Source organism: Stenotrophomonas maltophilia, from assembly GCF_039555535.1.
GTDB classification, from domain to species: domain Bacteria; phylum Pseudomonadota; class Gammaproteobacteria; order Xanthomonadales; family Xanthomonadaceae; genus Stenotrophomonas; species Stenotrophomonas maltophilia_Q.
In genome coordinates, this window is sequence record NZ_CP154630.1 from 2930312 (window position 1) to 2952187 (window position 21876).

Annotated in this window: 15 protein-coding genes; 7 read left to right on the forward strand and 8 right to left on the reverse strand. The window is 67.4% G+C overall.

What is annotated here, in order from left to right; genetic code table 11:
- Positions 1-14: 14 nt before the first annotated feature.
- The 3 genes from AASM09_RS13500 to AASM09_RS13510 are packed head-to-tail and all read left to right on the forward strand — an operon-like array spanning position 15 to position 2671.
- Positions 15-902 carry a carbon-nitrogen hydrolase gene (locus AASM09_RS13500; RefSeq protein ID WP_049429013.1) on the forward strand — a complete coding sequence of 296 codons (888 nt, stop codon included), beginning with the start codon at positions 15-17 and terminating at the stop codon, positions 900-902.
- Positions 903-915: 13 nt separating this feature from the next.
- Positions 916-1446, forward strand: a complete 531-nt coding sequence (locus tag AASM09_RS13505) for a GNAT family N-acetyltransferase (protein WP_049429014.1) — start codon at positions 916-918, stop codon at positions 1444-1446.
- Positions 1447-1450: 4 nt separating this feature from the next.
- A complete protein-coding gene (locus AASM09_RS13510; protein WP_005409278.1) occupies positions 1451-2671 on the forward strand; it encodes a TraB/GumN family protein in 1221 nt (406 codons plus the stop codon).
- An 886-nt stretch (positions 2672-3557) separates the two neighbouring features.
- Here AASM09_RS13510 and AASM09_RS13515 read toward each other — a convergent pair.
- Genes AASM09_RS13515 through AASM09_RS13525 form a run of 3 tightly spaced genes read right to left on the reverse strand, consistent with a single transcriptional unit; the run spans position 3558 to position 11316 of the window.
- Complete coding sequence (locus tag AASM09_RS13515) at positions 3558-6638, reverse strand: efflux RND transporter permease subunit (RefSeq protein WP_049429541.1); 3081 nt, start codon at positions 6636-6638, stop codon at positions 3558-3560.
- A complete protein-coding gene (locus AASM09_RS13520) occupies positions 6635-10168 on the reverse strand; it encodes an efflux RND transporter permease subunit (RefSeq protein ID WP_049429542.1) in 3534 nt (1177 codons plus the stop codon). The genes AASM09_RS13515 and AASM09_RS13520 overlap by 4 nt, the downstream gene beginning before the upstream one ends.
- On the reverse strand, positions 10165-11316 hold the full coding sequence (locus AASM09_RS13525; RefSeq protein ID WP_049429543.1) for an efflux RND transporter periplasmic adaptor subunit: 1152 nt from the start codon (positions 11314-11316) through the stop codon (positions 10165-10167). Before AASM09_RS13525 ends, AASM09_RS13520 begins: the two co-directional genes overlap by 4 nt.
- Before the next feature lie 205 nt (positions 11317-11521).
- Between AASM09_RS13525 and AASM09_RS13530 the strand changes: the two genes are divergently transcribed.
- Both AASM09_RS13530 and AASM09_RS13535 read left to right on the forward strand, forming a co-directional pair.
- Entirely contained in the window at positions 11522-11911 is a 390-nt protein-coding gene (locus tag AASM09_RS13530) for a c-type cytochrome (RefSeq protein WP_005413034.1), read from the forward strand.
- 9 nt (positions 11912-11920) lie between these two features.
- Positions 11921-12382: a c-type cytochrome gene (locus tag AASM09_RS13535; RefSeq protein ID WP_049427707.1), complete on the forward strand. Its 462-nt coding sequence runs from the start codon at positions 11921-11923 to the stop codon at positions 12380-12382.
- A 227-nt stretch (positions 12383-12609) separates the two neighbouring features.
- On the opposite strand, the gene AASM09_RS13540 is transcribed toward AASM09_RS13535, so the two are convergent.
- Positions 12610-14493: an ATP-binding cassette domain-containing protein gene (locus AASM09_RS13540; protein ID WP_049427705.1), complete on the reverse strand. Its 1884-nt coding sequence runs from the start codon at positions 14491-14493 to the stop codon at positions 12610-12612.
- A 389-nt stretch (positions 14494-14882) separates the two neighbouring features.
- Positions 14883-15758, reverse strand: a complete 876-nt coding sequence (locus tag AASM09_RS13545; RefSeq protein WP_049431524.1) for a LysR family transcriptional regulator — start codon at positions 15756-15758, stop codon at positions 14883-14885.
- A gap of 101 nt (positions 15759-15859) precedes the next feature.
- Between AASM09_RS13545 and AASM09_RS13550 the strand changes: the two genes are divergently transcribed.
- Both AASM09_RS13550 and dbpA read left to right on the forward strand, forming a co-directional pair.
- The gene (locus AASM09_RS13550; protein WP_049431521.1) at positions 15860-16939 is read left to right on the forward strand and encodes a YeiH family protein; all 1080 of its coding nucleotides are present in this window, start codon (positions 15860-15862) and stop codon (positions 16937-16939) included.
- 113 nt (positions 16940-17052) lie between these two features.
- On the forward strand, positions 17053-18429 hold the full coding sequence (gene dbpA / locus AASM09_RS13555; RefSeq protein ID WP_049431518.1) for an ATP-dependent RNA helicase DbpA: 1377 nt from the start codon (positions 17053-17055) through the stop codon (positions 18427-18429).
- Between the two features lie 92 nt (positions 18430-18521).
- On the opposite strand, the gene AASM09_RS13560 is transcribed toward dbpA, so the two are convergent.
- From AASM09_RS13560 to AASM09_RS13570, 3 genes are all read right to left on the reverse strand, one after another.
- Positions 18522-19058, reverse strand: coding sequence for an adenine phosphoribosyltransferase (locus AASM09_RS13560; RefSeq protein WP_049431515.1), 537 nt, complete (start codon positions 19056-19058; stop codon positions 18522-18524).
- A 495-nt stretch (positions 19059-19553) separates the two neighbouring features.
- Complete coding sequence (locus AASM09_RS13565) at positions 19554-21119, reverse strand: protein adenylyltransferase SelO (RefSeq protein WP_100443608.1); 1566 nt, start codon at positions 21117-21119, stop codon at positions 19554-19556.
- A gap of 32 nt (positions 21120-21151) precedes the next feature.
- Positions 21152-21841: a glutathione S-transferase family protein gene (locus AASM09_RS13570; RefSeq protein ID WP_049428208.1), complete on the reverse strand. Its 690-nt coding sequence runs from the start codon at positions 21839-21841 to the stop codon at positions 21152-21154.
- Between the last annotated feature and the right edge of the window lie 35 nt (positions 21842-21876).

Below are 21876 nucleotides of genomic sequence, written 5' to 3' on the forward strand. Positions count from 1 at the left end.
CAGGAACGCCCCGCATGAACTCGCGCAGCCCCCTTACCGTCGCCCTGATCCAGGAGCGCAACCACGGTGATGCCGCCGCCAACCTGGCGGTGATCGAAGCACGCGTGGCCGAGGCGGCTGCGCAGGGTGCCAAGCTGGTGCTGCTGCAGGAACTGCACAACGGCCCGTATTTCTGCCAGCACGAATCGGTGGACGAATTCGACCTGGCCGAGCCGATTCCGGGCCCGAGCACCGAGCGCCTGGGCGCACTGGCGAAGAAGCATGGCGTGGTGCTGGTCGGCTCGCTGTTCGAGCGCCGCGCTGCCGGCCTGTACCACAACACCGCCGTGGTGTTCGAGAAGGACGGTACCGTGCTCGGCAAGTACCGCAAGATGCATATCCCGGATGATCCGGGCTTCTACGAGAAGTTCTACTTCACCCCGGGCGACATCGGCTTCAAGCCGATCGATACCTCGGTGGGCCGCCTTGGCGTGCTGGTGTGCTGGGACCAGTGGTACCCGGAAGCGGCGCGCCTGATGGCGCTGGCCGGCGCCGAACTTCTGCTGTACCCGACCGCGATCGGCTGGGACCCGGACGATGTGCAGGACGAGAAAACCCGCCAGCGCGACGCCTGGGTGCTGAGCCACCGTGGCCACGCCGTGGCCAACGGCCTGCCGGTGCTGAGCTGCAACCGCGTCGGCCACGAGGCGTCGCCGCTGGGCGCGTCGGGCATCCAGTTCTGGGGCAACAGCCACGTGCTCGGCCCGCAGGGCGAGTTCCTGGCCGAAGCCGGCACCGATGCCACGGTTCTGCTGTGCGATGTCGACCTGCAGCGCAGCGAGCACGTGCGCCGCATCTGGCCGTTCCTGCGCGACCGTCGCATCGACGCGTACGGTGACCTGCTCAAGCGCTACATCGACTGAGCCGGAGCCGCGCATGGCCGTCCTCATCCGTGATGCCGGCCCGGCCGACATCGACGCGATCACCGCGATCTATGCGGTGGAAGTGACCGACTTCGTCAACACCTACGAGTACGACATCCCGGACGCGACCGAGATGCTGCGCCGCATGCGCGACATCATCGATCGTGGTTTCCCCTACCTGGTCGCCGAGATCGACGGCCAGGTGGCCGGCTATGCCTACGCCAACACTTACCGCACCCGCGTCGCCTACCAGTGGACCGTGGAAAACTCGGTCTACGTCGATGCCCGCTTCCAGGGCAAGGGCGTCGGCACCGGCCTGCTGCAGGCCCTGATCGACGCCTGCGTGGCGCGTGGCTACCGGCAGATGGTGGCGGTGATCGGCGAACCGACCAATACCGCTTCCATCAAGCTGCACGAACGCTTCGGCTTCGAACTGGTGGGCGTGTTCCGTGGCCTCGGCCGCAAGCACGGCCGCTGGCTGGATACCGTGCAGATGCAGCGCGCGCTGGGCGATGGCGCCGACACCGCACCTTCCAATGAATGAACCCATGACCGAAACCCTTCCCGAGACCGGCGACGATCTGTTCGCCGGCCAGCCGGTGCGCGTCGTCGAACGCGACGGCGTGCGCTACACCCTGCTGGGCACTGCCCACGTTTCGCGCGCCAGCGTTGAAGCCGTGGAGAAAGCCATCGACAGTGGCCGCTTCGATGCGGTGGCGGTCGAGCTGGACCCGCAGCGCCTGCAGGCGCTGAGCGACCCGGACACGCTGGCCAAGCTCGACCTGGTCGAGGTAATCCGCAAGGGTCGCGTCGCCCTGTTCGCCGCCAACCTGGCCCTGTCCGCCTACCAGCGCCGCCTGGCCGAACAGCTCGACATCGAACCGGGCGCCGAACTGAAGCGCGCAGTGGAACTGGCCCGCGAACGCGACCTGCCGGTGCACCTGATCGACCGCGAGGTCGGCCTGACCTTCCGCCGCGCCTCGCAGCGGCTGGGCTTCTTCGGCAAGCTGAAGCTGGTCGCCGGCCTCGGCGCCGGCCTGTTCTCGTCCGAGGAAGTGGGCGAGAACGAGATCGAGAAGCTCAAGCAGGGCGACATGCTGGAATCGAGCTTCGGCGAGTTCGCCAGCGAGAGCCCGGCGCTGTACGAGACCATCATCGGCGAACGCGACCGCTACATGGCCACGCGCCTGCGCGAGGAACACAACCCGCAACAGCGTGAAGTACTGGCGGTTGTCGGTGCGGGCCATCTTGCAGGCCTGGCGCGCTACCTGGAAACCGACACCGAAGCACCGGCACCGCTGCGTGCCGAGCTGGAAGCAGTACCGAAGAAGCGCAACATCCCGTGGTTCACGCTGGGCATCCTGGCGATCGTGGCGACCGGCATCGGCGTTGGCTTCTACCGCGGCGGCCTCGGCGTGGGTACCGAACTGCTGGCGACCTGGGCGATGTATACCGGCGGCCTGGCGGGCCTGGGCTGCCTGCTGGCCGGCGGGCATCCGCTGAGCATCCTCACCGCGATCGCGGTGGCCCCGTTCAAGCCGTTCCGCCTGAGCATTCCCACCGGCGCGTTCTCGGCGCTGGTGGAAGCGCGACTGCGCAAGCCGGCGTACGAGGACTTCCTCAAGCTGCGCGACGATGCGCAGAGCCTGAAGGGCTGGTACCGCAACCGCGTCACCCGCGTGGTGCTGACTTTCATGCTGACCAACATCGGCAGCATGCTCGGTCTGTGGCTCACCACGTTCAAGGTATGGGGCAAGGTCGCGGGGTAGGCCTCAACCGGCCACAGAATCTGTAGCGCCCGAGCCCATGCCCGGGCGACGCCGCGACGCGGCGAACAGCAGCCGAGCATCGGCTCGGCTCTACATGGGCACGGAATCTGTAGCGCCCGAGCCCATGCTCGGGCGACGCCGCAACACGGCGAACAGCAGCCGAACACCGGCTCGGCTCTACATGGGCACGGAATCTGTAGCGCCCTTAGCCCACGCTCGGGCGACGCCGCGACGCGGCGAACAGCAGCCGAGCATCGGCTCGGCTCTACATGGGCACGGAATCTGTAGCGCCCGAGCCCATGCTCGGGCGACGCCGCGACGCGGCGAACAGCAGCCGAGCATCGGCTCGGCTCTACATGGGCACGGAATCTGTAGCGCCCGAGCCCATGCCCGGGCGGCGCCCGCGAAGCGGCGAAGTGCAGCCGAGCATGGCTCGGCTCTACATGGGCACGGAATCTGTAGCGCCCAAGCCCATGCTCGGGCGGCGCCCGCGAAGCGGCGAAGTGCAGCCGAGCATGGCTCGGCTCTACATGGGCACGGAATCTGTAGCGCCCGAGCCCATGCTCGGGCGGCGCCCGCGACGCGGCGAAGTGCAGCCGAGCATGGCTCGGCTCTACATGGGCACGGAATCTGTAGCGCCCGAGCCCATGCTCGGGCGACGGCGCGACGCGGCGAACAGCAGCCGAGCATGGCTATGCCGGCCGTCCTGGCCGACACCCTCCGGGCCGTCGCAAGCGACGTTGGCAGCGGCTCCTGCCGCTGCCTTCGGCTCTACAGAGGCAAACAGACGCGGCGAGCAAAAAAAAGGGGGAGGCCGCCCCACTACGACCGGCCTCCCCCACACCACAACACGTTGATGTGCATTACGGTCGAGCAAGCTCGACCACTACACCGGGGTACCCGCCACGACCTCCAGGCCACGCGCGCGGCGGATCAGCCGCGTCACGGCATTGCGCAGGTCATCGAGCACCGCATAGATCGTCGGCAGGAACAGCAGGCTGACCACGGTCGAGAACGCCAGGCCGCCGGCAATCGCGCGCGCCATCGGTGCGTACTCCGGGCCGTTGCCGAACATCTGCGTGTTGGTCAGCGAGATCGGCACCATCGCCAGGATTGCCGTGCCCATGGTCATCATGATCGGGCGCAGGCGCTCGCGGGAGCCTTCCACCAGTGCCTGCGTCCGGCCCATGCCGCCGCGCCGCAGGTTGTTGATGTGCTCGATCATCACGATGCCGTTGTTCACCACCACGCCCATCAGCACCAGGATGCCGATGAAGGACATGATTCCGAACGAGGTGCCAGTGATCCAGAACAGCCAGAACACGCCGAAGATCGAGAACAGCACGCCGCTCATGATCGCCGCCGGGAACAGCAGCGACTCGAACACTGCCGCCATCACCACGTAGATCATCACCAGCGCGATCAGCAGGTTGAACACCATCTGCTGCATGGCCTCGTCATCGTTGCCGTAGTCGCCACCATCGAAGGTGAAGCCATAGCCTGCCGGGAAGTTCATCGGCTTGAGCACCGACTCCATCGCCTTGCGGCCATCCGGCGCGGTGACTTTCTCGGCCAGGTTGGCCTTGATGGTCAGCGTAGTCTGGCGGTTGGTGCGGCCGATCTGGGTGGCTGACGAACCGACGTCGACGGTGACCAGGCTCAGCAGCGGCACGCTGCGGCCGTCGCCGGTACGCACGCTGAAACCGGCCAGGTCTTCCGGGCTGCTCTGCTCGGCACCCGCGAAACGCACCCACACCGGCACTTCGTTGTCGCCACGGCGGAACTCGCGCATCGGTGCACCGCGCAGCGCCAGGCCGACGAAGCTGGCGACCTGTTCGGCGTTGAAGCCGAACGCCGCCGCACGCTCGCGGTCGACACGCACCTTCAGTTCGCCGCCCTTCTCGCCATTGTCGATGCGCACGTCGCGCAGCTCGGCACGCTGGGCCAGCAGCGGCACCACTTCCTGGCCGATCTCCTGCAGCATCGAACTGGAATCGCCGACCAGCTGCACCTGCACGCCCTGGTTGCCGCCACCGCCGCCATCACCGCCCTGGTTGCCGACGAAGTAGTCGGTACGCGCCGACTTCGGCAGCCCCTTGCGCAGTTCTTCCTGCAGCGCCTTGATGTCCTTGGCGTAATTCTCGTCCAGGGTGACCACGGTCGAGCTGCCTTCCTGCTCGCTGTACCAGGAGTACACCTGCTTGACGTGCAGGCGCTCGCGGTTGGCGTCGATCCAGTTCTCCACCCGCGCCACTTCCTCTGACATCTGCCGGTAGGTGTAGGCGCCCTTCCACATGTAGCCGATGAAGATGTCCTTGCCGCCGTCACCACCGAACATGTCGATCTTGGTCAGCTTCATCGGCACCAGGCTGACCAGCACCACCAGCAGAATGCCAAGCAGGCTCCAGCCGCGGTGGCGCAGCGACCAGTCCAGCAGCCTGGCGTAGCGGCGTTGCAGGCGCGCGATCAGGCCGGTCTGCGAGTGCACCAGCTTGGGCGTGGCCATGCGTGCGGACAACATCGGGATCAGGCTGACCGCGACCAGCCACGAGGCCAGCAGCGAGACCGAGATGGTGATCGCGATCTGCGCCATGAAGATGCTGATGTTGTTGGTCTCGCCGAACAGGTTCGGCACGAACACGATGCAGTGGCACAGCGTGCCGGCGCTGAGCGCGATGGCCACGTTGCGGGTGCCGATGATCGAGGCCAGCCGCGGCTGCCCCGGCAGGCGCTCGCGCTCCTGGTAGATGCTCTCCACCACCACCACGGCGTTGTCGACCAGCATGCCCACCGCCAGCAGCAGGCCCATCATGGTCAGGATGTTCAGCGTCACCCCGACGAAGTACATGAAGCCCAGGGTGATGGTGAAGCAGATTGGAATGGCCAGGGTCACCATCAGCGTCGATGGCCAGTGCCGCAGGAAGAAGAACAGCACCGTCACCGACAGGATCAGGCCGACCGCACCGGCCTCGGCCAACTCCAGCAGCGAGGAGGTCACCGCCTTGCCCTGGTTGTCGATCACCTTGATCTGGACGTCGCGCATCGAAGCTTCGGCACGGATCGCTTCAACCTCCGCCAGCGCCGCGCGCGACACCTCCACCAGGTTGGCGCTACGCTCCTTGAAGATGTCCAGGCCAACCGCCGGGTTGCCGTCCAGGCGGCGCCCGTAGTTCATCCGCGCCGGCTTCAGGCGCACGTCGGCGATGTCGCCCAGGCGCAGGCCCTTGGCGTTGATCACCAGGTCGCGCATTTCCTGCAGGTCGGTGATCTCGCCCACCGGCTGCACGCGCACGCGCTGCCCGTTGTCATCGATCTGCCCGGCCGAGATCGAGAAGTTCAGCGTGCGCAGGCGCTCGCTGAGCTCATTGATGCTCAGGCCATGCGCGTTGAGCCGGTTCGGGTCGATGGCAATCTCGACTTCGTTCGGCGGCGCACCGGTGATGTCGACGCGGGCCACGCCGGGAATGCGCTCGATGCGCCGCTTGAATTCGCGGTCAAGCATGTCGTACGCGGTGGTCAGGTCGGTGGTGCTGGCCAGGCGCACCTTCAGCACCGGCTGGTCGCTGCTGGACCACTTGAACACGTTGTAGCGCTGCAGGTCATCGGGCAGGTCGCTGCGGATCGCATCGATGCGCTCGCGGGCATCGGACGCGGCGATGGCGATGTCGCGGTCCCAGTCGCTGAACTCGATGAAGATCAGCGCCGCTTCGGAGGTAGCCGACGAACGCATGCGCTTGATGCCGGTCATCGTCGCCAGCGATTCCTCCACCGGGCGGATGATGGTCCGCTCCACTTCTTCCGGGGTTGAACCGGTATACGGAATCTGTACGAACAGGAACGGCGCGGAGATGTCCGGCAGCGCTTCCAGCGGCAGCCGGAACGAGGCGATCAGGCCGATCACCACCAGTGACACGAAACACATGATGGTGGTGACCGGGCGGCGGATGGAGAACTCGGCAACACTCATGCCGGTTCCTCCGCGCCCGCCTCACTGCCCGCCTCACTGCCCGCCGCACCCGGCTCGATCTCACCGGCGTGCTTGCGGCCACGCTCGCGGTAATAGGCATCACCGCGGCGATCCATCAGGTCGTACACCACCGGGATCACCAGCAGGGTCAGCAGGGTCGACACCAGCAGGCCACCGATCACGGTGATCGCCATCGGCGCGCGCACTTCGGCGCCCTCGCCCATCGCCACCGCCAGCGGCAGGAAGCCGAACAGCGTGCACAGCGTGGTCATGATGATCGGCCGCAAGCGCGAGCGCGCACCTTCCACCAGCGCTTCATGCTTGGCCACGCCGGCCTCGCGCAGCTGGTTGACCTTGTCGATCAGGATGATCGCGTTCTTGGTGACCAGGCCGACCAGCAGGATCAGGCCGATGAACACCACCACCGAGATGGGCTTGCCGGTCAGCATCAGCGCCAGGATCGCGCCGACCAGCGCCAGCGGGATGGTGAACAGGATCACGAACGGATGCAGCAGCGACTCGAACTGCGAGGCCATCACCAGATAGACCAGGAAAATCGCCAGGCCGAAGGCGAAGATCAGCGATTTCGCCGCCTGCGCCAGCTCCTCGCCCTGGCCGCCGATGTGCAGGCCAACGCCCGCACCCAGTGGCTGTTCGGCCACCATCTGCTGCACTTCGCGCATGGCAGCGCCCAGATCGATGTCACGCAGGTTGGCCGAGACCACGGCGACGCGGGTCTGGTCGGCGCGATGGATCTCGCTGGGGCCGGTGGTGGCGACCACGTCGGCTACTGCGTCCAATGTGACCGGACGGGTGCTGCCCGGATTGACGATCAGCCGGCGGATGCTCTCCACGCTGGCACGGTCGCCCTCCTGCGCACGCACCAGCACGTCGATCTTGCGATCGCGGAAGCTGTAGCGGGTGGCCACGTCGCCGCGCACCTTCTTCACCACCACATCGGCGATCTGTCGGGTGGTCAGGCCCAGTGCACCGGCACGCTCCTGGTCGAAGCGGATCTGGATTTCCGGGAAGCCCTCTTCCACCGTCGACTTCACGTCGGCGTAGTGTGCATTGCCACGCAGCATCGCCGCCAGACGCTGGCCAGCCACTTCCAGCGTCGCCATGTCCTGCCCGCGCAGCTCGATTTCCAGCGGCGTGGAGAAGCTGAACAGCGCCGGCCGCGCGAAGTCGACCTGTGCACCTGGATGCTGGCCCATGGTGTCACGCAGGCGCTCGGTGATCTCCGCTTCGGTTCGCGCGTTGCCACCGCCTTCCATCACCACGGTCAGCTTGCCGATGTTCTCGCCGCTCTCGGTCGGGCTGGCATCCAGGCGGGTGCCACTGCCACTGACGCCGTACAGCGACGCCACGCCCTCGCCGTTGCCGTGGGCCAGCTGCAGCTCGCGCACCAGCGCATCAGTCTGCTTCAGCGGCGTGCCGGCCGGCAGCTTCACCGTCATTTCGAAACGGTCCTGTGCCAGCTGCGGGATCAGGTCGGCACCGAGCATCGGCACCAGCGCCATGGTCGCCACGAAGATGATCGTGGCCACGCCCAGCACCTTGCCCGGATGGGCCAGCGCGCTCGGCAGCAGCCGCAGGTAGCCGCGCTCGGCACCGGCATAGGGCTTCATTGCCAGGTCGCTGGCCTTGCGCATCACCGGGCCGACCACCGCCACCACGCCACGCCATGCACGCACCACCAGCCAGGCCAGCGCGTAGAAGCTCCAGCGCGCGGTTGCGACGGCGCCACGACGGCCCAGTGCGACCGGCTTCTGCCAGCGGTTCTGCGGCTGCCACGGCTCGTTCGGTGCTTCTTCCGGGAACGCCAGCGGTGGCCGTCCCTTCAGCGAGCTCAGCATCGGAATCAGGGTCATCGACACCAGCAGCGAGATCGCAATGGCGATCGCCACGGTCAGTGCCTGGTCGCGGAACAGCTGGCCGGCGATGCCGTCGACGAACACCAGCGGCAGGAATACCGCGATGGTGGTCAGGGTCGAGGCGACCACCGCCATGCTCACTTCGCGGGTACCGACGATGGCCGCCTGCAGGATGCCCAGGCCACGCTCGCGGGCCTTGGCGATGCTCTCCAGCACCACGATCGAGTCGTCCACCACCAGGCCGGTGGCCAGCGCGAGGCCGCCCAGCGACATCACGTTCAGGCTCAGGCCCATCTGGCCCATGAAGAAGAACGTGGCGATGATCGAGACCGGCAGCGACAGGCTGATCACGAACGTGCTCCAGCCATCACGCAGGAACAGGAAGATGATCAGGATCGCCAGCAGGCCGCCGATCACTGCATCCTTCTTGACGTCGGCGATGGCGTGCTCGATGAAGCGCGACTGGTCCTCGATGGTGGTCATCTCGACATCGGAGGGGAACGTGCCCTTGATCTGCTCCAGGCGCTTGCGCAGCGCTTCGGCGGTGGACACGGTGTTGGCATCGCCTTCCTTGTAGATGGCCAGTTCAACCGATTCCTTGCCGCCCAGGCGGATCACCGCTTCGCGTTCCTTGTAGCCCTGGCGCACGGTGGCCACATCCTTCAGCCGCACCGGCACACCATTGGCGACCACGCTGGAGCCACCGCCGGACGATGCGCTCTGCGCCGCCGAGGCCGCCGCGATGGCGGCCGCCGAACCGGTCGACGCGGCGATGTTGAACATCTGCTGCAGCGCCGAGTCGGCCGCGCTGCCGTTCGACGCCTGGGTGGTGACCAGCAGGTTGCGGATCTCCTCCAGGTCGGCGAACTGGTTGACGGTACGCACCAGGAAGCGCTGCGAGCCCTCCTCCAGGCGGCCACCGGAGATGTTGATGTTCTCGTCCTTCAGGCGCTTGATGACGGTGTCGATCGGCAGGTTCAGCTGCGCCAGCTTCTGCTGGTCGATGTCGACCTGGATCTCGTCTTCCAGGCCACCGCCCACCTTCACTGCTGCCACGCCGGTGACCGGCTCCAGCTTCTTCTTCAGGTCTTCATCGGCATAGCGGCGCAGGCCGGTCAGCTCGCGGATCGCATCGGCATCGGTGGCCGGCGCGGTCTTGCTGGACAGCACCAGGCGCATGATCGGCTCGGTGGACGGATTGAAGCGCAGCAGCACCGGAGCCTTGGCCTCCAGTGGCAGGTTCAGCGCTTCCATCTTGTCGCGCACCTCCAGGCTGGCCTGGTCCATGTTGGTGCCCCAGGCGAACTCCAGCACCACATCGCTCTGGCCGGTGCGCGAGACCGACTTCAGCTTGCGCAGGTTCTTGACCACGCCGACCGCTTCTTCGACCGGCTGGGTGATCAGGGTTTCGATTTCGGTCGGCGCCGCACCGGTGTACTCGGTGCGCACGGTCAGCGTCGGGTAGCTCAGGTCAGGCAGCAGGTTGACCTTGAGGTTGCCCAGCGCGATCAGCCCGAACAGCAGCAGGGTGACCGTGCACATGGCGATGGTCACGCGGCGGCGGGTGGCGAATTCCACCAGGCCGCCGCGCATGCCGGCGGCGGCGCCGTCGCTCGCCGGCGAGGCACCGTGGTCGTGGCCCGGGGCGGTCATTGCTTGCTCCCGGCCTTGTCTGCCGGCTTGGCGGCCGCTGCGACCGTCTTCGCCTTTGCCTTCGGATCGGCGATCACCTGCACCGCGGTACCGTCGCGCAGCGCGACCTTGCCGGCGGTGACCACCTGATCACCGGCCGCCAGGCCATCACGGATCTCCACCCACGGGCCCTCGGCGTAACCCAGCTTGACCGGAACGCGTGCGACCTTGCCTTCGCGCACCCGGAACACCGCCGGCTCACCGTCGTCGAGCAGCGCCAGGCGCGGCACCACAAGCGCATCGGCACGCTGGTCGTAATCGATGCGGATGCGCCCGAACATGCCGGGCTGCAGCGCATGGGCGGCGCCGTCGAAGGCACTGACCACGCGAAACGTCCCGCTGCCCGAATCCACCACCGGCGCGATGCGATCGACGGTGCCGGTGAAGCTCTGGCCCGGCAGCGCATCGGCGGCCAACGTTACCGGCTGGCCGGCACGCAGCGTGGCCAGTTCGCGCTCGGGCACGTTGAGGGTGGCTTCCAGGCGCGAGTTGTCGACGATGCGGAAGATCGGCGTGTTGATCTGAACGAAGTTGCCGGTCTTGATCGAGCGCGAGGCGATCACGCCGGAGATCGGTGCCACCACCGTGGTGTAGGACAGCTCCAGCGTGGCCAGGCGGTACTGTGCGCGGACGTTCTCGAGGTCGAAGCGCAGCTGGTCGACACTGGCCGCACTGACCAGCTGCTGGACGACCAGCTTCTGTGCACGCTGATAGTCGTTTTCCAGCTTGCGCATCTGCGCTTCGCTCTGGGCAACGGCCAGGCGTGCGCGGTCCGGGTCCAGGCGCACCAGCGGCTGGCCAGCGGTCACCCGCTGGCCTTCCTCGACCAGCACCGCCAGCGCCACGCCGGAGGTCTTGGCGACCACCTGCGATTCGGCGCGCGGCTCCAGCGCAGCGGTTCCGGTGTAGCTGGCCGCGACCGCACGGTGGCTGGCCACTGCCACCTCGACCGGCACCGCGTCGACCTTCTTCTCCTCCTTGGTCTCGGCGGCCTTGGCTTCGGAATTGGGCCCTGCGGCGCAACCGCCCAGCAGCAGGGAGGTGGAGATCAGCAGTGCGGCGGCACAGATTCCGCTGCGACGGCCGGACAGGAAGGTTGGGTGCGACATCGTCAGGTCCCTGGAGGATGCGTGGACAGGTGTGGTAGCAAAGTAATGCACCACTTCACGGCCACACCATATCCCAAAGGTCATGGTGCCTTCACGCCACCGGTCGGACCGACCCCATTTCAGCTAGATGAAACCTGAGGCTATACTCGGGTCGTTCCGTACCCCACGCCGGAACGACCAGACCCGAATCCCCGGAAACGACACCATGCGCCCGCAGCCGCTCGCCGCTTGTCTCGCTCTGGCCGTCCTCCTGCCCCTTGGGGCCGCCGCACAGCCCGCTCCTGCTCCTGCCACACCCGCTCCGGCCCCGGCTCCTGCCGCCGCGCCGGCGCCTGCCGCGCCCACCGGCAACTTCGACAATGGCCGCGTGCTGGCCTACACCTGCCAGGGATGCCACGGCATCACCGGCTACAAGAACGCCTATCCCAGCTACCGGGTGCCGAAGATCGGCGGCCAGACCCAGCAGTACCTGGCCCAGGCCCTGACCGAGTACCGCCAGGGCAAGCGCCGGCATCCAACGATGCAGGCGCAGTCGATGAGCTTCAGCGAACAGGAGATCGCCGATCTCTCTGTTTACCTGTCCACCGTCAAGTAAGGCCCGCCCATGTCGAAAGCCGCGCATCCGATGCGTCATGCCATCGCCCTGTCCGTTGCCCTGCTGCTGGCCGCCTGTTCGCAGTCGCAGGTGGAAAACAGCGAGAAATCCGCCGCCGACCCGGGCCATGCCAGCGGCGAACACGGCTCTTCTTCTTCGGCCGGCCTGCCCGCAGGCCGCGAGGCCGCCGGTGAAGCCCGCGCCAGGGTGAAGGGCAAGGCCACCAACCAGAGCTGCATCGACTGCCACGGGGCTGACGGTAACGCGCCGATCGACCCGACCTATCCGAAGCTCGGTGGGCAGTACGGCGACTACCTGGCGCATGCCCTGCAGGCCTACCGCGCCGGTGACCGCCAGCACATGCTGATGACGCCGCAGGCGAAGGACCTGAGCGATCAGGACATCGCCGATCTGGCCGCGTATTTCGGCAGCCGGCCGAGCCAGCTGCGGGATCTGCACGGGGTCAAATGACCGCCCCCGGCGGGTGCGGAATCCGCTTTGGTGGGTGCGGACCTTGGTCCGCACTGATGCAGGCATCCACGGACCTACCAGCCGAGCATGGGCTCGGCTCTACAGCGCCTGCTGGCATGCCTCGGTAGAGCCGAGCCTACGCTCGGCTGCACTGGGGCCAGATCGCGATGAGCCGAGCATGGGCTCGGCTCTACATCAATAGCCTCGCCGCTGGCGCCGACCGGCGCTCAGCCTTCCAGTTCTTCCCAGCGCGCGTACGCGGCATCCAGCTCGGCCTGCACCCTGGCCAGCTGCTGGGTATGCGCGGTCACTTCGGCACTGCTGCGGGTGTAGAACGACGGGTCGTTCATCGCCGAGGTCAGCCCTTCGACATCGCCTTCCAGCTTTTCGATGGTCTTCGGCAGCTGCTCCAGTTCGCGTGCTTCCTTGTAGGCCAGCTTGCGCTTGGGCGCGGCCGGAGCCGCGGCAGCCGGGGTAGCCGGTGCGGCGGCCGCCGGCTTGGCGGCGGGGGCTGCGGCAGGCGCCGCGATGCTGGCCGCATAACGCTGCCAGTCGCTGTAACCGCCCACGTACTCGCCGATCACGCCGTCGCCTTCCATCACCAGCGTGGAGGTCACCACGTTGTCGATGAAGTCACGGTCGTGGCTGACCAGCAGCAGCGTACCGGTGTACTCGCCCAGCAGCTCTTCCAGCAGCTCCAGGGTTTCCACGTCCAGGTCGTTGGTCGGTTCGTCCATCACCAGCAGGTTGGACGGCTGCGCGAACAGCTTGGCCAGCAGCAGGCGGTTGCGCTCGCCACCGGACAGGCGGGTGATCGGCGCACGCGCACGTTCCGGGGTGAACATGAAGTCCTGCAGGTAGGCATGCACGTGCTTGCGCTTGCCGTTGAACTCGAGGAAATCGCGGCCTTCGGCCACGTTCTCGATCGCGCTCCAGTCCTCGCGCAGCACCGCACGGTACTGGTCGAAGTAGGCGATCTGCAGATTGGTACCGGCGTTGACCTCGCCCTTGGCCGGCTGCAGCTCGCCCAGCAGCAGCTTCAGCAGCGTGGTCTTGCCGCTGCCGTTGGGGCCGATCAGGCCGATGCGGTCGCCACGCAGGATGGTGGTGGTGAAGTCGCGGACCATGGTGCGCTCGCCGAAGGCGAACGAAATGTCCTTGACGTCGATGACCTTCTTGCCGGAGCTGACGCCCTGCGCGGCTTCCATCTTGACGTTGCCACTGACATCGCGGCGCTGCGAACGCTCGGTACGCATCGCCTTCAGGCGGCGCACGCGGCCTTCGTCGCGGGTGCGGCGGGCCTTGATGCCCTGGCGGATCCACACTTCTTCCTGCGCCAGCAGCTTGTCGAAGCGCGCGTTTTCCTGCGCCTGCGCGTTGAGGCGTTCCTCGCGGCGGCGCTCGTAGTTGGCCCAGTCGCCCGGCCAGCTGGTGACCTGGCCGCGGTCGATCTCGACGATGCGGGTGGCCAGTGCGCGCAGGAAGCGGCGGTCATGGGTGACGAACACCACGCTGCCGCTCCAGCCCTTCAGGAATGCTTCGAGCCAATCGATGGCTTCGATGTCCAGATGGTTGGTCGGTTCGTCCAGCAGCAGCACATCCGGGCTGGAGACCAGTGCACGGGCGAGCAGCACGCGGCGCTTCATGCCGCCGGACAGGCGGCCGAACTCGGCCTCGCCGTCCAGGTCGAGCTTGGTCAGGGTTTCGCTGACGCGCTGGTCCAGGCCCCAGCCGTTGGCGGCATCGATCTTGGCCTGCACGTTGCCGAGGGCTTCGCCATCGAACACCTCGGCATGGCTGAGGTGGTGGAATTCGGCCAGCCACTGGCCCAGCTCGCCAAGGCCGTCGGCGACGACGTCAAACACCGAGCCGGCCGCGCCGTGCGGCACTTCCTGCTCCAGGCGGGTGACGCGCACGCCCTGCTGCACGCGGACTTCGCCGTCATCGGGCTTGTGGTCGCCGGACAGCAGCTTGAGCAGGGTGGATTTGCCGGCGCCGTTGCGGCCGATCAGGGCGATGCGTTCGCCCGGCTCGATCGACAGTTCGGCCTTTTCCAGCAACAACGGGCCGCCGACGCTGAAGTCGACGTTCTGCAGAGTAATCAGAGGCATCCGGATATTGTACGGGTTGGGGGCGTCGGCCGGGTTGCACCCGGCACCCGCAGAGGCAACGTCAACCGCCGAAGCAACAGCTGAAGCGGGTTTCCTGTGGGATGGCGGGGCGGTGTGGGTATGCAGGACACGCCGTAAACCCATCCATGGGGGCTCGATGGCGCCATCCATGGCGCCAACGGTCCTGCATACCCACACCGCCCCGCCTTCGACAGATTTCCGCAATCTGTCGGAACTGCATTCTGCTCCGGTGGGTGTCGACCTTGTCTGTCGGAACGGCATTCCGCTCAGGTGGGTGTCGACCTTGGTCGACACGGTAGATCCACGCCATGCGTGGATGAACGCTGCAGGGACTGTCGACGGATGGAATCGACTTGGAATCTGATGGCTTACCCCACCTCCCCCAACAACGCCTGCAACCCCGGCAGCCATTGTTTGCCCGGGTGGCGCACCAGCCACAGGGTGCGCTGCAGGGCGGGCAGCGGGGTCTCGAGTACGCGCAGGCGGCCGAGGGCCAAGGGTTCTTCCAGCGCGTGGCGCGAGAGGCAGGCCAGGCCGAGGCCGGCGATGGCGGCCTGCTTGATCGCTTCGGTATTGCCCAGCTGCAGGGTCTGGGCGAAGCCACGCAGGTGCGGGAGCAGCGCCTGTTCGACGGCTTCGCGGGTGCCGGAGCCGGGCTCGCGCAGCAGCCAGCGGGCAGCGCGCAGTTCGTCCAGTGACCAGCTGGCGGGGGCATCGGCGGCAGCCACGATCACCAGCGGGTCCTGCTGCCAGGCGGTCACCTGCAGGCCGCGCTCGTGGCACGGGCCTTCGATCAGGCCGGCGTCCACGTCCAGGCGCTGCACGGCAGCGACCACGCCGGCACTGTTGTCGATGCGCAGGTCGACCTCGGCCTGCGGCGCCTGGCGCAGCAGGTCGGCGATGCGCGGCGGCAACAGGTAGTTGCCGATGGTGGTACTGGCGGCCAGCACCAGCCGCAGCGGTGCGCCCTGCCCCGGGTCGCCGCCGGCGGCCAGCTGCCGCTCCAGATCGGCGGCGTTGACCAGCAGCGTGCGGGCAGGCTCCAGCAGTGCGCGGCCGTGCCCGTTCAGCGCCAGGCGGCGGCCGATGCGGTCGAACAGCGGGGTGCCGAAGTGTGCCTCCAGCTCCTGCAGGGCGGCGCTGCTGGCCGACTGAGAGAGCGCGATGGCCTGGCCAGCGGCGGTGGTGCTGCCGTGATCGGCGATGGCGACGAAGACCTGCAGCTGGCGCAGGGTCAGGCGCATGGAAATTACCCGCTGGATAGGTAGGTTTCACCCATATTATTCGTTTTACAGGTCATCGTCTCAGGCGCACGCTTGCCCCATCTCTCCAGCGCTGCCGTGCCATGAACGTCCCTGCCCTCTCCCCCTGGACCCTGCCCGCCCTGCGCCAACGCTGGCAGCCGCGCCTGCCCGGCCTGCTGCTGGTCGGCCTGATCGCAGCGGCGTCGCTGTACCTGGCCGAGCTGCCGTGGCTGCAGGCACACGGCCTGAGTGCGCTGACCGTGGCCATCGTCGCCGGCATCGTGATCGGCAACACCTTCTATCCGCGGCTGGCACCGAGCAGCGCGGCCGGTGTTGGTTTCTCCAAACACTGGCTGCTGCGCGCCGGCATCGTGCTGTACGGGCTGCGCCTGACCTTCCAGGACATCGGCCATGTCGGTGTCAGCGGCGTGCTGATGGACGTACTGGTGGTTGCCAGCACCTTCGGCCTGGCCTGCTGGCTGGGCGTGCGCGTGTTCAAGATGGAACGCGAGGCGGCCATGCTGATCGGCGCCGGCAGCGCGATCTGCGGCGCCGCGGCGGTGATGGCTGCAGAACCGGTGGTGCGCGGGCGCGCAGCACAGGTCACGGTGGCTGTGTCGACGGTGGTGGTGTTCGGCACGCTGGCGATGTTCCTGTACCCGGCGCTGTATGCACTGGTGCAGTCGCACGGCTGGCTGGCGATGGACGCACGGCAGTACGGCCTGTTCACCGGTGCGACGGTGCATGAAGTAGCACAGGTGGTGGCGGCCGGCCGTGCGGTCAACGAAGCGGCGGCTGATACCGCGGTGATCACCAAGATGGTGCGGGTGATGCTGCTGGCGCCGTTCCTGATCGCGCTGTCGCTATGGCTGGCACGTGGGGGCAAGGCCAGCGCCGACGGCAGCAAGGCGCGCATCGTGGTGCCGTGGTTCGCGTTCGGTTTCGTGGCGGTGGCCGGTTTCAACTCGCTGCACCTGCTACCGGCTGGCCTGCAGGCGGGGCTGGTGCAGCTGGATACCGTGCTGCTGGCGATGGCGATGGCTGCGCTGGGTCTGACCACCCACGTCTCGGCGCTGCGCCAGGCGGGCCTGAAGCCGCTGCTGCTGGCGCTGATCCTGTTCGCCTGGCTGCTGTTCGGTGGCCTGGTGATTCATCAGGGCGTGCTGGCGGTGCTGGGCTGAGTCTACCCCCGATGTAGAGCCGAGCCGACGCTCGGCTTCAGAGGTGAAGCAGCCGAGCATCGGCTCGGCTCTACAAAGGGCAGCCGCGCGCGACCAGACGGGTACAATGCGCCATGACTGACTTCTCGACCCTGCCGCTGAGCCCGGCCCTGCAGCCCGGCCTGGATGCCCTCGGCTACACCACCCTCACCCCCGTGCAGGCGCAGAGCCTGCCGGCCATCCTGGATGGCCGCGATGTGATCGCACAGGCGCCGACCGGCAGCGGCAAGACCGCCGCCTTCGGCCTGGGCCTGCTGCAGTCCATCGACCCCAGCCTGATCCGCGTGCAGGCGCTGGTGCTGTGCCCGACCCGCGAACTGGCCGACCAGGTCGGCAAGCAGATCCGCAAGCTGGCCACCGGCATTCCCAACCTGAAGCTGTTGCTGCTGGTCGGTGGCGTGCCGCTGGGCCCGCAGCTGGCATCGCTGGAAGGCCATGACCCGCACGTGGTGGTCGGTACGCCCGGCCGCGTGCAGGAGCTGGCACGCAAGCGCGCGCTGAATCTTGGCGCGGTGCGCACGCTGGTGCTGGACGAGGCCGACCGCATGCTCGACATGGGCTTCGAGGAGCCGATCCGCGAGATCGCCGGCCGCACCCACAAGGACCGCCAGAGCCTGCTGTTCTCGGCCACCTTCCCCGACAGCATCCGCGCCATGGCGCGTGACCTGCTGCGCGAGGCGGTGGAAGTGACCGTGGAAGGCGCCGACCAGGCACCCGCGATCCGCCACATGTTCTGCGAGGTGGAACCGGCACACCGGCAGAAGGCATTGGCCGGCCTGCTGCTGAAGTACACGCCGGAATCGGCGGTGGTGTTCTGCAACACCCGCAAGGACGTGGACGAAGTAGCCAACTCGCTGCAGCAGTTCGGCTTCTCCGCGCTCGCCCTGCATGGCGACATGGAGCAGCGCGATCGCGAGGAGGTGCTGCTGTTGCTGGCCAACCGCAGCTGCAACGTGCTGGTCGCCAGCGACGTGGCCGCGCGCGGCCTGGACGTGGAAGAGCTGGCCGCGGTGATCAACTACGAGCTGCCGACCGACGTGGAGAGCTACCAGCACCGCGTGGGCCGTACCGGCCGTGCCGGTGCCAGCGGCCTTGCGATCAGCCTGGTGGCCGGCCGCGAAAAGACCCGCGCCGAAGCCATCGAAGCGCAGATGGCGCAACCGCTGGATTGGCAGAAGACGCCGCTGGCGACCGCGCGCCCGGCCGAGCTGCCGCAGGCCGCGATGCGCACGCTGCGCATCGACGGTGGCAAGACCGACAAGCTGCGCCCGGGCGACATTCTCGGTGCACTGACCGGCGACGCCGGCCTGTCGAGCAAGTTCATCGGCAAGATCGCGATCTTCCCGACCCGTTCCTACGTGGCGATCGCCCGTGAGCAGGTCAACAAGGCCGTGGCCAAGCTGGAAGCCGGCAAGATCAAGGGCCGTCGCTTCCGCGTGCGGATGATGTGATTGACGCAGCGTTGCCAACCACGGTTGGCAACGACCGGCTCCCGGCCATTCGCTCTGGCAGGTGCCAACCTTGGTTGGCACCCATCCTACGGTCAGAACACCAGTTCGGTGTGCAGCGGCAGATCCGCTTCCCAGCGCGCACGGCCGCCGAGGCCATCGAGCTCGACCAGTACGCCGGCACCCACCACCTCTACACCCAGGCGACGCACCAGCGACAGCGCGGCGACCAGCGTGCCGCCGGTGGCCAGCACGTCGTCGATGATCGCGACGCGGGCACCGGCCGGCAGCGCATCGACGTGCACCTCGATGCAGTCGCTGCGGTATTCCAGCGTGTACTCCTCGCGCAGCACCTGGCCCGGCAGCTTGCCCGGCTTGCGCACCGGCACGAAGCCTACGCCCAGTTCCAGCGCCATCGCGGCGCCGAGGATGAAGCCACGCGATTCGATGCCGACCACCGCGTCCAGCTTCTGGTCGCGCCAGCAGTCGGCCATCGCGGTGATGGCACCGCGGAAGTCCTCGCCGTGGGCGAGCAGCGGCATGATGTCCTTGAAGAGGATGCCGGGCTTGGGGAAGTCGGCGATGTCGCGCAGGCGGGAGGCCCACTGCGGAGCGACGAGGGCGTCGGTCATGTCACGTTGGCTATCTGATGGCGGCATAGGGTACCTGTTCCGGGCGCCGGCTGCCTGTTGGGGGTGTTCGGCCGGGCTGCGCCCGGCACCTGCAGAGGCCACGGCACAAGCAAAAGCGAAAGCAAAAGCCGTATTCCGAGGGATGGCGGGGTGGGCCCGCCTTCGATAGTTTCCTGCGATCTGTCGGAACGGCTCGTGGGGTCAGATCCGTTTTCCGCAGGAAAACGGATCTGACCCCATTCTCGTATAACGATATCTGACAGATGTGTCGACCAAGGTCGACACCTACCCACAGCAGCGGGAATCTGTCGGAGGTGGGGCGGTGTCGGAGTGCGGGGTGTCAGCCGCATGGATGCGGCTGCCAAGCCCCCAGGGATGGGTTTACGGCGTCCCCGCACTCCGACACTGCCCCGCCAAACCACGGAATCCAGCCTTTGCTCTGGCTGTTGACCTGGCCTCTGCGGGTGCAGGGCGCAGCCCTGCCGAAACCCACCCTCAGGAACTGCAGGACAGCATCGAGCAGCCGGCGCGGTTATCGGCCCATGCAGGGCGCTTGCCTGCGAAGTGCTCGAGCCCCGGGCGCTCGGTGTACGGGTCGCGCAGTACGTCCTGCAATGCATGAACACCGCCGAGATCCCCCTGCTCGGCGCGATCGATGGCCTCCTGCGCCAGCCAGTTGCGCAGCACGTACAGCGGATTGGCCGCGGCCATCTTCGCCGTGCGTTCACTGGCCGACAGCGTATCCATGCGCAGCCGCGCCGCGTAGTCCTGGAGCCACTGCTGCAACGATGCCTGCACCGACTGCTGGCGCGCCTCGTCGTAGTACACCGCGTCCAGCCGGCCCACATCGGGCGACGCTGGATCAACGCGCATCAGCGCGCGCCAGGCCAGCGTCATGTCCATGCTGCCGTCCTGCATCAACTGCTGCCAGCGCAGGTAGAGCTGCAGGTCCTCATCATCGGCCGCAGCCAGGCCGAGCTTGGCCGCTGCATCGCGACGGGTGCAGGCAACGAACGTGGACTGGTACGCCGCCAATCCTGCCTGCAGCGGTTCGACATCGGCAAACAATGACGACAACGCCTGCGCCAATCGGCTCAGGTTCCAGTACGCCACCTGCGGCTGGGTACCGAAACGATAGCGCCGGCCTTGGGCATCGGTGGTGTTCGGCGTCCAGTCCGGATCGAAGTCCTCGACCCATCCATAGGGACCGTAATCCAGCGTGAGGCCGAGCACGGACAGGTTGTCGGTGTTCATCACGCCATGGACGAAGCCCACGCGCATCCAGTGCGCGATCATCTCGGCGGTGCGCACCGCGATCTGCGCGAACCAATCGCCATACAGCGCTTCGCCCTGCCCTTCCAGCCCGGGGAAATCGCGGGCGATGCAGGCATCGACCAGCTGCTGCAGCAAGGCGGTTTCACCACGCGAGGCCGGCAGTTCGAAGGAACCGAAACGCAGGAACGAAGGCGATACCCGGCACACGATGGCGCCGGGCTCGGCACGCGGGTGGCCGTCGTAGAACATGTCGCGCACCACGTCTTCGCCGGTGCCGACCAGCGACAGCGCGCGCGTGGTCGGCACGCCCAGGTGATGCATCGCTTCACTGCACAGGAACTCGCGGATGGACGAGCGCAGCACCGCGCGACCATCGGCGCCCCGCGAATACGGGGTCGGGCCGGCACCCTTCAGCTGCAGCTCCCAATGACCGCCATCCGGTGCGACCACTTCGCCCAGCGAGATCGCGCGGCCATCACCCAGCTGCCCCGCCCAGTGACCGAACTGATGGCCGCCATAGTTGGCCGCCCACGGCTGCATGCCGGGGTATAGCGCATTGCCGCCGAATACGCGCGCGAAGCCTTCGCTCTCAACCTCAGCGGTATCGAAGCCGAGCATCGTGGCAACGTCCGGCGACCAGGCCAGCAGCGTGGGGACTGCCACGGGCGTCGGCATCACCGGCGACCAGGCGGCGCCCAGTACTTCGCGGCGACGCGGGCCGGATTCGGGGTCACCCGGCAGGGCATTCAGCAGGCGATTGTCGAAACGGGGGCTGTCGGTATCCATGGGGTTGAAGATGGGGGCGACCGCCGCCCGCCTCAATTGCCGCTGAGCGCCTGCAGATGCCCGCCATGTGCTTCGGCGCGCTGATAGGCCGGGCGCTCGCTGATGCGCTTGAGGAAATCGCGTAGCGCCGGCTTGTCATCCAGGCCACCACCACGGGCGGCGGCAGCCTGGATCGGGAAGCTCATCTGGATGTCGGCCGCGCTGAACCGCTCACCCGCGAACCAAGGGCTTTCGGCCAGGCGGCGCTCCATCCAGTCCAGGTGCAGGCGCCTTTGCGGGCCAATGAAGCCACGCTCGGCCTTGTCCGCGATGCTGCGCGCGATCGGGCGCGCAAAGAACGGCATCGGCGCGTTGCGGATGCGGCCCATCACCAGGGTCAGCAGTAGCGGCGGCATCGCCGAGCCTTCGGCGTAGTGCAGCCAATAGCGGTAGGCGATGCGCTCGGCGCCATCGGCCGGCGTCGGTGACGGCGACAGCTGGCGCTGGGTGTCGTAACGGTCGGCGAGGTAATCCAGGATTGCGCCGGACTCGGCCAGCACCAGTTCGCCATCCTGCAGCACCGGCGACTTGCCGAGCGGATGCACGTTGCGAAGCTCCGGCGGTGCCAGCAGCGTCTTCGGATCGCGCGGATAGCGGCGCAGCTCGTAGTCCAGCCCGAGCTCCTCCAGCATCCACAGCACGCGCAGGGAACGGGAGTTTTCCAGGTGGTGGACGATGCGCATGGGGACGATCCTTGGGGAGGCCCACATCGTACCGT

Excerpts from the sequence above, each read along its gene's own strand:
- AASM09_RS13545 (WP_049431524.1), bottom strand. The coding sequence starts at position 15,758 with ATGCGCCTGACCCTGCGCCAGCTGCAGGTCTTCGTCGCCATCGCCGAT.
- AASM09_RS13540 (WP_049427705.1), bottom strand. The coding sequence starts at position 14,493 with ATGCCTCTGATTACTCTGCAGAACGTCGACTTCAGCGTCGGCGGCCCG.
- AASM09_RS13510 (WP_005409278.1), top strand. The coding sequence starts at position 1,451 with ATGACCGAAACCCTTCCCGAGACCGGCGACGATCTGTTCGCCGGCCAG.
- AASM09_RS13560 (WP_049431515.1), bottom strand. The coding sequence starts at position 19,058 with ATGACCGACGCCCTCGTCGCTCCGCAGTGGGCCTCCCGCCTGCGCGAC.
- AASM09_RS13570 (WP_049428208.1), bottom strand. The coding sequence starts at position 21,841 with ATGCGCATCGTCCACCACCTGGAAAACTCCCGTTCCCTGCGCGTGCTG.
- AASM09_RS13515 (WP_049429541.1), bottom strand. The coding sequence starts at position 6,638 with ATGAGTGTTGCCGAGTTCTCCATCCGCCGCCCGGTCACCACCATCATG.
- AASM09_RS13535 (WP_049427707.1), top strand. The coding sequence starts at position 11,921 with ATGTCGAAAGCCGCGCATCCGATGCGTCATGCCATCGCCCTGTCCGTT.
- AASM09_RS13505 (WP_049429014.1), top strand. The coding sequence starts at position 916 with ATGGCCGTCCTCATCCGTGATGCCGGCCCGGCCGACATCGACGCGATC.
- AASM09_RS13500 (WP_049429013.1), top strand. The coding sequence starts at position 15 with ATGAACTCGCGCAGCCCCCTTACCGTCGCCCTGATCCAGGAGCGCAAC.
- AASM09_RS13565 (WP_100443608.1), bottom strand. The coding sequence starts at position 21,119 with ATGGATACCGACAGCCCCCGTTTCGACAATCGCCTGCTGAATGCCCTG.
- AASM09_RS13525 (WP_049429543.1), bottom strand. The coding sequence starts at position 11,316 with ATGTCGCACCCAACCTTCCTGTCCGGCCGTCGCAGCGGAATCTGTGCC.
- AASM09_RS13530 (WP_005413034.1), top strand. The coding sequence starts at position 11,522 with ATGCGCCCGCAGCCGCTCGCCGCTTGTCTCGCTCTGGCCGTCCTCCTG.
- dbpA (WP_049431518.1), top strand. The coding sequence starts at position 17,053 with ATGACTGACTTCTCGACCCTGCCGCTGAGCCCGGCCCTGCAGCCCGGC.
- AASM09_RS13550 (WP_049431521.1), top strand. The coding sequence starts at position 15,860 with ATGAACGTCCCTGCCCTCTCCCCCTGGACCCTGCCCGCCCTGCGCCAA.
- AASM09_RS13520 (WP_049429542.1), bottom strand. The coding sequence starts at position 10,168 with ATGACCGCCCCGGGCCACGACCACGGTGCCTCGCCGGCGAGCGACGGC.